Annotated in this window: 11 protein-coding genes; 6 read left to right on the forward strand and 5 right to left on the reverse strand. The window is 72.0% G+C overall.

Going from position 1 to position 13,574, the window contains the following annotated elements; all coding sequences use genetic code 11:
• The first annotated feature begins 54 nt into the window (after positions 1-54).
• Genes purD through ACGFI1_RS38880 form a run of 3 tightly spaced genes read left to right on the forward strand, consistent with a single transcriptional unit; the run spans position 55 to position 3,439 of the window.
• Positions 55-1,314, forward strand: a complete 1,260-nt coding sequence (gene purD / locus ACGFI1_RS38870) for a phosphoribosylamine--glycine ligase (RefSeq protein ID WP_392792691.1) — start codon at positions 55-57, stop codon at positions 1,312-1,314.
• Positions 1,315-1,329: 15 nt separating this feature from the next.
• Complete coding sequence (gene purB, locus ACGFI1_RS38875) at positions 1,330-2,640, forward strand: adenylosuccinate lyase (RefSeq protein WP_392792692.1); 1,311 nt, start codon at positions 1,330-1,332, stop codon at positions 2,638-2,640.
• A gap of 16 nt (positions 2,641-2,656) precedes the next feature.
• A complete protein-coding gene (locus ACGFI1_RS38880; protein ID WP_392792694.1) occupies positions 2,657-3,439 on the forward strand; it encodes an MOSC domain-containing protein in 783 nt (260 codons plus the stop codon).
• Between the two features lie 35 nt (positions 3,440-3,474).
• Here the strand turns inward: ACGFI1_RS38880 and ACGFI1_RS38885 are convergent, their stop codons facing one another.
• Positions 3,475-4,518: a suppressor of fused domain protein gene (locus tag ACGFI1_RS38885; RefSeq protein WP_392792695.1), complete on the reverse strand. Its 1,044-nt coding sequence runs from the start codon at positions 4,516-4,518 to the stop codon at positions 3,475-3,477.
• A gap of 276 nt (positions 4,519-4,794) precedes the next feature.
• Between ACGFI1_RS38885 and murA the strand changes: the two genes are divergently transcribed.
• Positions 4,795-6,081 carry a UDP-N-acetylglucosamine 1-carboxyvinyltransferase gene (gene murA, locus ACGFI1_RS38890; protein ID WP_138636172.1) on the forward strand — a complete coding sequence of 429 codons (1,287 nt, stop codon included), beginning with the start codon at positions 4,795-4,797 and terminating at the stop codon, positions 6,079-6,081.
• Between the two features lie 775 nt (positions 6,082-6,856).
• Complete coding sequence (locus ACGFI1_RS38895) at positions 6,857-8,185, forward strand: transcriptional regulator (protein WP_138636161.1); 1,329 nt, start codon at positions 6,857-6,859, stop codon at positions 8,183-8,185.
• Between the two features lie 60 nt (positions 8,186-8,245).
• Here the strand turns inward: ACGFI1_RS38895 and ACGFI1_RS38900 are convergent, their stop codons facing one another.
• The 3 genes from ACGFI1_RS38900 to ACGFI1_RS38910 form a co-directional block, all read right to left on the reverse strand.
• Positions 8,246-9,160, reverse strand: a complete 915-nt coding sequence (locus tag ACGFI1_RS38900; RefSeq protein ID WP_392792697.1) for an LLM class flavin-dependent oxidoreductase — start codon at positions 9,158-9,160, stop codon at positions 8,246-8,248.
• Between the two features lie 249 nt (positions 9,161-9,409).
• Complete coding sequence (locus ACGFI1_RS38905) at positions 9,410-9,883, reverse strand: MarR family winged helix-turn-helix transcriptional regulator (protein WP_392792699.1); 474 nt, start codon at positions 9,881-9,883, stop codon at positions 9,410-9,412.
• 130 nt (positions 9,884-10,013) lie between these two features.
• Positions 10,014-10,961, reverse strand: a complete 948-nt coding sequence (locus ACGFI1_RS38910) for a sigma-70 family RNA polymerase sigma factor (protein ID WP_392792700.1) — start codon at positions 10,959-10,961, stop codon at positions 10,014-10,016.
• A 96-nt stretch (positions 10,962-11,057) separates the two neighbouring features.
• Here ACGFI1_RS38910 and ACGFI1_RS38915 point away from each other — a divergent pair, with 96 nt between their 5' ends.
• Complete coding sequence (locus ACGFI1_RS38915; RefSeq protein WP_392792701.1) at positions 11,058-12,461, forward strand: DHA2 family efflux MFS transporter permease subunit; 1,404 nt, start codon at positions 11,058-11,060, stop codon at positions 12,459-12,461.
• Here ACGFI1_RS38915 and hisC read toward each other — a convergent pair.
• Positions 12,458-13,537: a histidinol-phosphate transaminase gene (gene hisC, locus ACGFI1_RS38920; protein WP_138636165.1), complete on the reverse strand. Its 1,080-nt coding sequence runs from the start codon at positions 13,535-13,537 to the stop codon at positions 12,458-12,460. The two genes, ACGFI1_RS38915 and hisC, sit on opposite strands and share 4 nt — an antisense overlap.
• Positions 13,538-13,574 lie beyond the last annotated feature (37 nt).

The following is a 13,574-nucleotide window of genomic DNA, read 5'->3' on the forward strand; positions in this document are numbered from 1 at the left end:
CGGGGCTTATGCCCGCCCTCCCCGCGCGCGCCCGGATCTGTAAGCTCGCGTGACGTGCGAGTACTCGTCCTTGGATCGGGTGGCCGCGAGCACGCGCTCGCCCGCGCCCTGCACCGCGACCCCACCGTCACCGCCCTCCACTGCGCCCCGGGCAACCCGGGCACGGCCGAGATCGCGGACAACCACCAGCTCGACCCGTGCGACCCGACGGCGGTGACCGAGCTGGCCGAACGGCTGCGGGTCGAGCTCGTCGTCATCGGCCCCGAGGCGGTGCTGGTCGCCGGGGTGGGCGACGCGCTGCGCACGCGCGGCATCCCCTGCTTCGGCCCGGACCGCGCCGCCGCCCGCATCGAGGCGTCCAAGGCGTTCGCGAAGGAGATCATGGCAGCGGCCGGGGTGCCGACCGCCGACGCGCGGGTCTGCGAGACGACCGCGCAGGTCGAGGAGGCGCTCGACGCGTTCGGCCCGCCCTACGTCGTGAAGGACGACGGTCTCGCCGCCGGCAAGGGCGTCGTCGTCACCGAGGACCGCGACGCCGCGTCCCGGCACGCCTCCGCCTGCGAGCGCGTCGTCATCGAGGAGTTCCTCGACGGCCCCGAGGTCTCCCTGTTCGCGCTGTGCGACGGCCAGCACGCCGTCCCGCTGCTCCCCGCACAGGACTTCAAGCGCGCCTACGACGGCGACGACGGCCCCAACACGGGCGGTATGGGCGCCTACACGCCGCTCCCCTGGATCTCCCCAGAGCTGGTGGACGAGGTCATGTCCACGGTCGTCCAGCCCGCAGTGGACGAGATGCGCCGCCGTGAGATCCCTTACGTCGGCACCCTGTACGCCGGTCTGGCGCTGACGTCCAAGGGCGTGCGGGTGGTGGAGTTCAACGCGCGCTTCGGCGACCCCGAGACCCAGGTCGTCCTCGACCGGCTCGCCACTCCCCTCGCCAAGCTGCTGCAGGCGTGCGCGATCGGCGGGCTCGACCCCGAGTTCCGTCCCGAATGGCACCCGGGCTCCGCCGTCACGGTCGTCGTCGCCGCCGAGGGCTACCCGTCCGCCCCCGTGAAGGGCGACGAGATCACCGGCCTGGACGAGGCCGCCGAGGTCGAGGGCGCCTACATCCTGCACGCGGGCACGAAGCCGGGCGGGGAGGGCCGCCTGGTCGCGAGCGGCGGCCGCGTCCTGAACGTGGTGGGCACCGGCCCCGACCTCGCCGCCGCCCGCGCCGCCGCCTACGAGGCCGTCTCCAAGATCTCGCTGCGCGGTTCCCACCACCGCTCCGACATCGCCGAGAAGGCCGCGCGCAACGTCGTCGCTGGGTAATGGGACAATCGTCGGGTGATCGAGCGGTACACACTTCCGGAGATGGGGCGCGTCTGGAGCGACGCGCACAAGTACGAGCTGTGGTGCCAGGTGGAGGTCCTCGTCGTCGAGGCCCACGCCGAGGCAGGCACCATCCCGCCGGAGGTGGTCGAGCCCGTGCGGAAGGCGCCGCCGCCGACCCCGGAGGCGGTGCACGCGATCGAGGCGGTCACGCAGCATGACGTGATCGCCTTCCTGTCGGCGTGGGCGGACAACACCGAGCCGCGCGAGGCGGCCCGGTACGTCCACTTCGGCATGACGTCGTCCGACCTGCTGGACACGGCGCTCGCGCTGCAGCTCGCCGAGGCCACCGACATCCTGCTCGCCAAGGCCGACACGCTCGTCGCGACGCTGCGCGACCACGCGCTGGCGCACAAGGGCACGCTGCGGGTCGGGCGGACGCACGGCATCCACGGCGAGCCCGACGTGTGGGGGCACCGCGTCGCCGACTTCGCGTTCGCGATGGCCCGCTCGCGGGACCGGCTGCGCCGGGCGCGCGAGGCCGTCGGCGTGATGGCGATCTCCGGCGCGGTCGGGACGTACTCCAACATCGACCCCGCGGTCGAGCTGCACGTGGCGCGCAAGCTGGGCCTGCGGCCGGCGGACGTGTCGACGCAGGTCGTGATGCGCGACGGCATCAGCGAGTGGGTGTCGGCGCTGGCGATCATGGCGACGGTGTGCGAGGCGATCGCGCTGGAGGTGCGACACGGGCAGCGCACCGAGGTCCGCGAGCTGTGGGAGCCGTTCGGGAAGGGCCAGAAGGGCTCGTCCGCGATGCCGCACAAGAAGAACCCGATCATCTCCGAGCGGCTCGCCGGGATGGCGCGGATCGTGCGGGCGCAGATCGTCCCGGTGCTGGAGGGCATCCCGCTGTGGCACGAGCGCGACATCTCGCACTCGTCCACCGAGCGGATCGCGCTGCCGGACGCGTCCATCGCGCTCGACTACATGCTGAACCTCACGAACCGGCTGATGTCCGGGCTCGTGGTGGACGAGGCGCGGATGACGGAGAACCTGAAGTCGACCGGCGGCCTGATCTACACCTCGACCGTGCTGCTGGAGCTGGTCGAGGCGGGCATGTCCCGCGACGACGAGGCGTACCCGCTCGTCCAGAAGGCCGCCATGGAGACCTGGGAGACGGGGACGCCGTTCCGCGAGACGCTCCGCGAGCACGCCTCGGAGGCGGGCCTGGCGCTGGACGAGAAGCGCCTGGACGAGGTCTGCCGCCCGGAGCGCTTCGTCGAGCGCCTCGGCCCGGTCTTCGACCGGCTCGCCGACCTGAGCTGAGACCAAGGAGGGGGCCTTGAAGGGGACCCTGACCGAGCTGAACGCCTACCCGCTCAAGAGCGGCGGCGGCACCGCGCTGCGCAGCGCCGAGCTGACGGCCCGGGGGCTGCCGTTCGACCGCGAGTTCATGCTCGTCAGCCCCGGAGGCCGCTACCTGTCGCAGCGGGAGTTCGCGCGGATGGCGCTGCTGCGCCCGTCCTACGACGGCGAGGTCCTGGCGGTGCGCACCTCCGGGGCCGCGCCGTTCGTCCACAAGGCCGTGGACCACGGCGAGGTCCGGGACGTCCGCGTCCAGCGCAAGGACTGCCTGGGCATCGACCAGGGCGACGAGGCCGCGGCCTGGTTCTCGGAGTACCTCGGCGAAGAGTGCCGCCTTGTGCGCTTCACCGGCCGCAGGGAGACGTCCAGGGGCGGGGGTGAGGTCATGTTCGCCGACGGGTACCCGCTGCTGATCATCTCTGAGGAGTCCCTGGACGACCTCAACACGCGCCTGGACGAGCCGCTCCCGATGAACCGGTTCCGTCCGAGCCTCGTCGTCGAGGGCCTCGGCCCCTACGGCGAGGACGACGTGCGCCTGCTGCGCGTCGGCGAGGCGGTCATCGAGATGGTCAAGCCCTGCACCCGGTGCCTCATCACGACGACCGACCAGGAGACCGCCGAGCGCGGCCGTGAGCCGCTGCGGACGCTCGCCGCCTACCGCAGCCGGGACCGCGGCATCCAGTTCGGCTACAACGCCGTACCGCGCGCTCTGGGCACGCTCACGGTGGGCGACGAGGTCGAGGTCCTGGAAGCCCGCTGAGGCCGACCAGGCTGAGGGCCCGCCCAGGCTAGGGCTCAGCCGATGACCTCGCCGGTCTCCTCGCCGTAGCGGTCCTTCATCGCGGTCGGGACGATCTCGACGGTGAGCCCGGGGAGCGAGGCGATCGCCGTGCGGCCCGCAGCGGCGGGCATCGCGGCCGTGAGGTCGTCCAGCGCGGCCGGGGGCACGTGCACCTCCAGCACGCCCTCCTCGGGCTCCGCGACGGCGAACGCGTCCGCGGGCAGGAACGCGATCACCGTGTCCTCGGTCCGCAGGACCAGCTCGCGCCCGAACGGGAGGCGGCCGCGCAGCGAGTCGGCGATCGCCGGGGCCTGCAGCGCGCCGAGCCGCAGTGTCGTGGAGCCGCCGTCGCGCTCCCAGTGCGCCGTGGACACGTACAGCATCCCGCCGCTGGAGCCGTCCCGCGCGATGCCCTCCTCGACGGCGCGGGCGACCTCGGGGTCGGCCAGCAGGGACCGGCGGTCGATGTCGGTCACGAAGAGCGGCAGATGCGGGGCGAGCGCCGCCGTCAGCCCGTCGGCGTTCCACCGGCGCAGCGCGTCGTACTCCTCCATCGCGAGCCCGACGACCTGGAGGAACACGACCTTGCCGTGCGGCGTGGAAATCTCGCCGAGTTCCGGGTCCTGGACGAAAGTCACCGCGCGGATCTCCGAGTCGTCGCGGTCGGCGGCGATCGGCCCGTTGACGTTCATGTGGTGACCGGCCTCGAACCAGTTGCCGGACGTGAACACGTACCGGCCGAGGTTCTGGAGCAGGTTCGCCGCCCACACCGGCGGCTTTTCCTCGGCGGGGTCGCGGGCGAGCCGGAACGTGAACTCGAAGCCCCAGCCCGACTCGTCCGGGTCCTCCGATTCCTTCGTGTACAGCTCGGTCATGCCGTAGGACACGAAATGCCAGTGCGGGACGGGCTCCATCCGGGCGTAGATGCTGATCCCGTCGAGCGGGTCCGGACCGCCCAGCGCCCATTTGTGGATGGTGCCGAGATGGTACGGCTCTGTGTCGCCGTAGAGCGGGCGGAGGGCGGCGTCGATGGCGTCCCAGCCGGGCGATTCGTCCATGAATGATCACGATAACCGTCCCTGCGGTGATGCGCCGCCCCTAGGCTCACCTTGGGAAATTTCCTGGGGGAGTGCGAACTTTTGACGTGTCGCGGAGGTCTCACCTAGCAGACTGGCGCCAGGGTGGCGCGGACCGGACGGCACATGTCCGAGCCGGTGGTTTACTGGGGTCGCGTTGGCGCAGAGGGGGGACACCGTTCGGCGCGCTCGGCCCTCGTGCTCCCACTTGATCGCAGGCACCTACCCGCACCCGAGAAGGAGTTAGGCGGCATGAGCATGGGCCACGAGGTTCGCTACCGCGTGCGCGGCGGCCGGCAGCTGCACGGCACGGTCTTCATCCAGGGGGCGAAGAACGCCGTCCTGCCGATGATCGGCGCCTCGCTGATGGCCGCCAAGGGACGGACCGTGCTGCGCAACGTCCCGATCATCGAGGACGTGCGGCGGGCCGTGGAGCTCGCCCGCGCCGTGGGCGCGAAGGCCGAGCTGCACGAGACCGAGCGCACCCTGGTCATCGACGCCTCGTCGCTGAACAGCCCCGTCCTGCCCGCGGACATCGCGTCCCGGTTCCGCGGCTCGTTCCTGTTCGTCCCGGCGCTGCTGCACCGCCTCGGCGAGGCGGTCATCGAGGGCGTCGGGGGCTGCAATCTCGGCAGCCGCAACCTCGACTTCCACTACAACGGCTTCAAGCGGATGGGCGCCACGGTCACCGAGCAGGTGGCCGACAACGGCGACGGCATCATCCACATCAAGGCGGGCGACCTTCGCGGCGGGACGCTGTACTGCGACACCCCCTCGCACACCGGCACCGAGAACCTGATCATGGCGGCGGCGCTGGCGCACGGCACCACGCTGATCAAGAACGCGGCGCTGGAGCCCGAGGTGCTCGACAACATCGCGATCCTGCAGGCGATGGGCGCCAAGATCAGCGGCGGCGGCACCGGGTTCATCACGGTCGAGGGCGTGGACGAGCTGACCGCCGTCGAGCACACCGTGATGCCCGACCGGATCGACGCCGGCGTGTTCGTGATGGCCGCCGCGATCACCGGCGGCGAGCTGAGCCTCGTCGGCGCCTCGCTGGAGCACCTCGGCGTCGCCGCCGACAAGCTGGAGCAGATGGGCGTCGAGTTCCACCAGCAGGGCGCCGTCCTGCAGGTGCGCCGCGACCGCACGCTCCGCCCGATCAACGTCATCACCGACGAGTACCCGGGCTTCGCCACCGACCTGCAGTCCCCGATCATGGCGCTGTCGTGCCTGTCCGAGGGGCCGTCCTACATCTACGAGCGGATCTTCGACGGCCGGTTCAAGCTGGCCGACGAGCTGCGCAAGATGGGCGCCGACATCGAGGTGGACGGCAACCGCGCCAAGGTCAACGGCCCGCGTCCGCTGCGCGGCGCCGAGGTCGAGGCGCACGACCTGCGCTGCGGCAGCGCGCTCGTGCTGGCCGGCCTCGCCGCCGAGGGCGAGACGACGATCACCTCCGCCTACTACCTGGACCGCGGGCACGCCCACACCGCCGAGCGGCTGTCCCAGCTCGGCGCGGAGATCGTCCGCGAGGAGGGCTAGCCCCTCGCGGGCCCGGAAGCGGCCGAATGTGGCCCCGCCCTGACCAACTCCGGGTTCGCACCTGACGGGGCGTGTAACGCCCGGACTGGAATTTCCGGAGCCAAGCGTTACCGGACGACTACGCACCGCCGCCGCCCCTTCTCGCACGCACCGCCGGACCGGCGCCCTGACCTGGGAGGAATCCCGAAAAGCGCGCCGGATCCGGCCGGTTCGTCATCCGGTGATAAAGCGCCGGCGATGATCACTGGACCCGCCCGGACGGATCACGCGTCTTTCGACTGCCGTCGACATCGACACGTCCGTATTTCGGCCCCCAGGTAAACCAAACCGGCACCGCAGGGGTCCCTCCTGTACATGAGAGCGTCAGGAGGGGCCCTTCGCCATGATTTCGGGTCTTGTTTTTCAACTTCGGACGTCCGAAGATGCTGGATCGAGACTGCCCGAATGGTGACAAATTACTGACCAGGGGGTCGCGTAGGTTACTTTTTCGCCGCACTCTTGATTCGATTTCGCGTCTGGGCGTCACATCTCGTCGCCTTGACCCGATCTGCCAGGCAGAGGGCCTCCGTCCGCTGGGGGCGGGGCCCACGGGACGGCTCCGTCCGCCTCCGCGGAGGCGGGAGGGGCCGCGGGAAGGCGAATCGCACGGAACGCGGTGCTGGGTCAGAAGGCAGGGGCGACAAGCCATGAGTCAACCGTTGGGCGAGACGTGCGCGGACAGGTGGTCGGGGCGGTGCCCCCGCCGAGAGGACGGACCGGAAGCGAGCGATCATCGATGACGGCGGCACGCACGGGGTCGGTCACGCCCGATCTCACGATCGGCGTCGTGGGCCCCCACGACCTCGTCGAACGGGTCATGCTGATGGGCCACGGCCCCACCCCGGTACCGAGCCGGCTGGTGGCCGCCGCGTACCGGGACGAGCAGGAGGCGGCCGACAAGGTCGTGCGGCTGGGGTCGGGCGTCGACGTCTGCCTGTTCGCCAGCCCCGTCCCCTACGACTTCGCGCGCAAGGCCGGCGTGCTCACCATGCCCGCCACGTACGTCCCGCTGAACGGCGCCGCCCTCCAGGGCGCGCTGCTGCGGGCGTCCCTCGACGAGCGCTTCGACCCGGCCCGGGTCAGCATCGACGTGCTCGGCCGCGCCGAGGTCGAGGAGGCGTACTCCGAGATCAGCCTCGGCACCGAGCAGGTGCACCTGCGCGAGGAGGCCGCCGGCCCCGGCACGCTCGCCGCGTTCCACGAGCGGCTGTGGCGGCGCGGCGCCACCACCGTCGCGATGACCTGCGTGCACGCGACCGCCGAGCGGATGGAGATGGCGGGCGTCCCGACCATCCGCGTCCGCCCGACCGGCGCCGCGATCCGCAGCTCCCTCCAGACGGCCGCGCTCCTCGGCGCGCACCACCGCCTCGAAGAGTCGCAGCTCGTCGTCGTCCTGGTGGACGTCCCGACCCTCCGCGAAACACCCCGCCGCGTCACGCCCCGCTACTGGCGGGACGAGCTGAAGCTCGCGCTCCACCGCGTCCTGCTCCAAGAGGCGCACCGGATGAACGCCTCGGTCTGGCCCTTGGACGACCACAGCTACCTGGTCATCGCCACACGCGGCTCTGTAACGACGTCCACCGAGGGCTTCCGCACACCGCCCTTCGTGGAGCGCGTCCGTGAGGAACTGGGCCTCGCCATAGAAGTGGGCATCGGCATGGGCCGCACGGCCCACGAAGCCGAGAACCACGCCCGCGCTGCCTTGGCCCGTTCCCAGAGTTCCCAGCGCGCGCAGGGCTTCGCCTTGGACCGCGATGGCCGCGCCTTGGTCCCCGCTCCGCGCACGCCCCCGCGCACCCAGCCGCAGGCGAAGCCGAAGGGCCTGGAGATCCTGGCCCGCCTGGCCGACAAGCTGGGCGACCAGGAGCAGCCCCTCATCGTGGACGCGGAGAACGCCGGCAAGATGCTCGGCGTCACCCCCCGCACGGCCCGCCGCCTGCTCCGCACCCTGGTCGAGGAGGGCCTGGCCTGGCCGCTCCCCCCGAACCGCACCCCGCAGCCGGGCCGCCCTCGCCAGCTGTACCGCCTGATCGTGGAGAAACTGGGCCCCGCCAAGACGACGTGACGGTGAGGGCTGATGGAGCGCAGCCCCGCGCTTCATCAGCCCGTCACGGCGCGAGACCGCTCAGCCCCTCTCCTTGGCGACCGCTTCCCGCACCGCCGGAACGACCTTCCCCGCCCAGCGCTTGAGGGAGGCCGCGTCCGGCGTGCCGCCGTCCGGGGAGAAGAGCATGAAGCCGGACGCGCCGTGCTCCAACACCGCACCGGTCAACTCCTCGGCCCACTGCTCGGCCGACCCGCCGATCCAGCGTCCGGCGTCGTCCCGGGTGGCTGGCAGCGGACGATCGGTGATGCGCCCAGGGAAGTTGAAGACCGTGCGGATCTCGTGCGGGTCGCGGCCCGCCGCCGCGGCCGCCTCATCGATGACCGGACGCGACGTCCGGTACCGCTCGCTCAGCCAGTCCGCCGCGTGGCCGGGGATCCAGCCGTCGGCCGCCCGGCCCGTCGCGGCCAGCGACTTGCGGCCGACGGACCCGGTCCACACCGGCGGCGCGGCCGCCGGGGCCGGCGCGATCCCGTCCACCCGGTAGTGGCGGCCCGCGAAGGTGACCGGCGGACCGCCGCCGGACAGCTTCTTGACCAGGACGATCGCCTCCTCGAAGGCGTCCACCGCCTCGGCCGGGGAGAGCCGCGGCACCCCCATGTCGGCGATGCGGTCCCAGAGGCCGCCGGCGCCCATGCCGACGACGACGCGGCCTCCGGACAGCGCGGCCAGCGACGTCACCGTCCGCGCGAGCATGGGCGCGGGCCTGGTCGGCAGGTTGGTCACGTTGGCGAAGCCCGCGATGCGCTTCGTCCGTCCGAGAAGGAAGCCGATGGACGCGTAGGCGTCGAGCCGTTCACCGAGGTAGGGGTGGTCGGACAGCGAGAACAGGTCCAACCCGTCCCGATCGGCCCGCTCCACCATGCGCATCAGCGCGGGCTGGTCGTCAAAGGTGCTGTGCGCTCCGAAACCGAAAACAACATCATGTGCGGTCATTGCCGTGCCTTTCGTTCACTTGGGCCCTCACCACGCCTACGCCTCAAGCGCGCGCTCGCCCGTGCTCGGCCCAGGCGCCGAGAACACCGCGTCCGGCCGAGCCAGGGCGTCTTCGCGCCACGGGACGCACCGCCCTCGCACTCCTCGCGCAGGCCGCACACGTCACGAACGAAGGCTTAAGTTCGTAGTACGAACCATAACAGTTCGTCCTACGAACAACAAGACCACGACCACGGAAACGGCTTCGGCTCAGACTGCGGGCGTCCCCTCTTCCGGTTCCTTGAAGACCAGTGGGGCCTCATTGTCGAGAACGATCCGGCCCAGCAGGCGGGCGAGCAGCTCGCGCTCCTCCGGGCTGAGGCCCGCCGGCAGCTCGTCGATCCGCCGGCAGGTCTCGGCGTAGAACTCGCCGGCCAGCTCCGCGCCCCGCTCGGTCAGCGCGACCCGCACCGCTCGCGTGTCCCGCGGGTCCGCCTCCCGCCTGACCAGGCCGTTCCGCTCGGTGCGGTCCACCAGCCCGGTGAGGCTCGACTTGGCCAGCCGCAGCATCGCGCCCAGCTCGCTCATGCCGTACGACCGCGACATCAGCACGCAGAGCAACTGCCCCTGCTGCGGGGTCACCCCGTACTCCCGGCCCGACTCGGCGTACACCGCGTTCACCAGGAACGAGGACCGCACGAGCGCGGCCACGACCCCGATCCGCCCATCTTCTTGCTCAGCCACATGGCCAGGCTAACACCGGGCACCTTCGATAATTCGCGCAACGAACTGGCGCCGATGCGCCCCGGCTCCCCGACATGCTCACCGACATCGCCACCGCGCTCGCCGCTCTGTCAGTGGTGCTGAGCAGATGTCACCGAGGGGCGATTGTTGCTGGGAGGCCGAAGCGGTCCAGGAGGTCGGGGTCGTGGAAGGCGGTCACGGCGGCGATCGACGGGCCGCGCAGGGTGAGGACCTGGACGGCGAACGCCTCTCCGTCCACGTACATCGCGAAACCCGGTTGGCCGTTGGCGCGGAGCGGGAGCAGGCGGACGCGCTTGGCCCGGAGTCTGGCCGCGAGCAGCCCGATGACCTTGTCGCGGCCCGCGAACCAGGCGGGGTTGGGCGGCATCTGCCACACCGCGTCCTCGGTGAGCAGCCTGGTCAGCGTGGCGATGTCGGCGCGTTCGAAGGCGTCGGCGTAGCGGTCCAGCAGGGCGCGCTGCTCTCGTTCGGCGGGTTCGGCGATCTCGTCTGCCGCCGGTTCCAGGCGATCCAGGCGGGCGCGCGCCCGGTGGAGGGCGCTGTGGACGGCCGCCGGGGTGACGCCCAGGACGTCGGCGGCCTCCTCGGCCGGCCAGGCGAGTACGTCGCGCAGTATCAGGACGGTCCGCTGCTGCGCGGGCAGGTGTTGCAGGGCCGCGATCAGGGCCAGGCGGAGCCCGGCCCGTCCGGCGACGATGGCCGCCGGGTCGGCCTGCGCGTCGGGGATCGGCTCCAGCCAGGGGACCTCCGTGTCGCGGGGGCTGGGCGCGGTCGGGTCGGTGGACGGGCCGCCCAGTCCGGCCGGCAGCACGCGGCGGCTGCTGTGCCGCAGCGCGTTGAGGCAGGCGTTGGTGGCGATCTTGTAGAGCCAGGTGCGCATCGAGGCGCGTCCCTCGAAGTCGCGGTACGAGCGCCAGGCCCGCAGGTAGGTCTCCTGGACGAGGTCCTCGGCGTCCTGCACCGACCCCAGCATCCGGTAGCAGTGCGTCAGGAGTTCGCGCCGGAACGGCTCGGTCAAGCGCGCGAACTCGTCATGCGGCTGTTCGACCATGGTCATGTGATACGCCTCCCTCGCTTGTACGGACACCCGTGCGGGGGCGTATTCGTCGGGTCGTGCCCGGCCGATTCCGCCGCGCCGCCGGTCGGTACGGACATGGACAGAAGATGGGTTCTCGGGCTCGCCTCGGCGGCCTCCGTGATGGTGGCGCTGGACGGCACCGTGGTGGCGACGGCGCTGAGCCGGATCCGGCTGGATCTCGGCACCTCGATCGAAGAGCTCGAATGGACGGTGAACGCCTACAGCCTGAGTTTCGCCGTCCTGCTGATGACCGGCGCCGTGCTGGGCGACCGGTTCGGGCGGCGGCGGGTGTTCACGCTCGGGCTGGGGCTGTTCACCGCGGCCTCGGTGGCGTGCGCGCTGGCGCCGGGCGTCGGCTGGCTGATCGGCGCGCGGGCGGTGCAGGGCGCCGGCGCGGCCCTGGTGATGCCGCTGGCGATGTCGCTGCTCAGCGCCGCCTATCCGCCGAAGGACCGGCCGCAGGCGCTCGGGCTCTTCGCCGGGCTCACCGGGCTCGCGGTCGTCGCCGGGCCGGTGGTGGGCGGTGCCGTCACCGAGGGCCTCGCCTGGCAGTGGATCTTCTGGCTGAACCTGCCGATCGGCCTGGTCGTCGTCCCGCTGGCGCTGCGCCGGATCCCGGAGAGCCGCGGCGGCGCGGCCCGGGTGGACGCGGCCGGACTGCTGCTGGTCAGCGGCGCCGCGCTCGGGCTCGTGTGGGGGCTGGTCCGCTCGCAGGCCGCCGGATGGAGCAGCGTCGAGGTCGCCGGGTCGCTGGTCGCGGGTGTGGTCTGCGGCGTCGGTTTCGTGGTCTGGCAGCGGGCCGCCGCGCAGCCGATGGTGCCGTTGGGGCTGTTCCGCCTGCGCGGGTTCGCGGCGGGCAACGCCGCCGGGCTCTTCCTGTACGCCTCTCTGTACGGCTCGCTGTTCTTCGCCGCGCAGTACTTCCAGACGGGGCGCGGTGACGAGCCGCTGGCGGCCGGTGTGCATCTGCTCGCGTGGTCCGGCTCGGTCTCGCTCGTGGCCGCCGGGGCGGGACGGCTGGTGAACCGGGTCGGGGCCCGGCCGCTGGCCGCGGCGGGCCTGGCGTTGCAGGCGGCCGGGATGGGCTGGCTCGCGCTCGTCGCGACGCCCTCGGTGCCGTACTGGGAGCTGATCGCGCCCATGCTCATCGCGGGGGCGGGCGTGAGCACGGCGATGCTCGCCGCCCAGAGCGCCGTGCTCAACGCGGTCGGGCCCGAGCAGATCGGCAAGGCGTCCGGCGTGTTCAACACCGGACGCCAACTGGGCGGCGTGTTCGGCGTCGCCGTGCTGGCCCTCGTGTTCGGCCAGGCCGGCGGCTACGCGGGGCCGGGCGCGTTCACCGACGGGTACGTCGCGGCGACCGCGATCAGCGGTCTGCTGTCGCTGGCCGGTGCTGTGGCGGCCCTGGCCATCCCGGGCCGCCACGCTGCTCCCGCCCCGGCCATGCGCCGCACGGTGACGGCGGCCGGTCGTCCCTAGTTGCGGTGGGGGAAGGCCCTGGCGACGGTCAGGAAGGCGTCGTTCTCCTCCGGGGAGCCGATGGAGACCCGGGCGCCTTCGCCGGCGAACGGGCGGACGCTCACCCCGTGGGCGTCGCAGGCGTCGGAGAACTCCATCGTCCGGTCGCCGAGGCGCAGCCAGACGAAGTTCGCCTCGGTCGGCGGGACCGTCCAGCCGTCGGCGAGCAGGGCGCCGCGGACGCGGTCGCGCTCCTTCACCGTGCCCTCGACGCGCTCCATCAGCTCGTCGGTGGCCTTCAGGGACGCGATGCCGGCGGCCTGGGCGACGGAGTTCACGCTGAACGGCAGGAACGTCTTGCGGATCGCGCCCGCCACGTCCGGGTGCGCGACGAGGTAGCCGATGCGCAGGCCCGCGAGGCCGTACGCCTTGGAGAACGTGCGCAGGACGGCGAGGTTCGGTCGGTCGCCGCGCAGGGTGAGGCCGTCCGGCACCTCGTCGTCGCGGATGTACTCGCGGTACGCCTCGTCCAGCACCACCAGGCAGTCGGCGGGGACGCGGTCGAGGAACGCCTCCAGCTGGGCGCGCCGGACGATCGTGCCCGTCGGGTTGTTCGGGTTGCAGACGAAGACCAGCCGGGTGCGGTCGGTGATCGCGTCGGCCATCGCCTCCAGGTCGTGGGTCTCGTCCTTCAGCGGCACCTGGACGCCCGTCGCGCCCGACAGCGACACGAGGAGGGGGTACGCCTCGAACGACCGCCACGCGTACACGACCTCGGCGCCCGGCTCGGCGACGGCCTCCAGCAGCATCTGCGTCATCCCGACCGAGCCGCAGCCGACCGCGACGTGGTCGGCGGGGACGCCGCAGAACGCGGCGATCTCCTCGGTCAGCGCGGTCGCGTTGTTGTCGGGGTAGCGGTTGACGTTCCGGGCCGCCTCGGCGATCGCGTCCACGACCGACGGCAGCGGGCCGTGCGGCGACTCGTTGGACGACAGCTTGTACGAGCGGCCCTCGGGCGACACCACGACCTTGCCGGGCTTGTAAGCCACGAACCGGTCGAGGACGGAGCGGAAGCGTGGAGTGGTTGCCTCGGACACCGTTGTCCTCCAGATTGCACAGGGGTGATGACCCTCA

Origin of the sequence: Actinomadura geliboluensis (assembly GCF_043197915.1) — a bacterium.
In the GTDB taxonomy this organism is placed as follows: domain Bacteria; phylum Actinomycetota; class Actinomycetes; order Streptosporangiales; family Streptosporangiaceae; genus Spirillospora; species Spirillospora geliboluensis.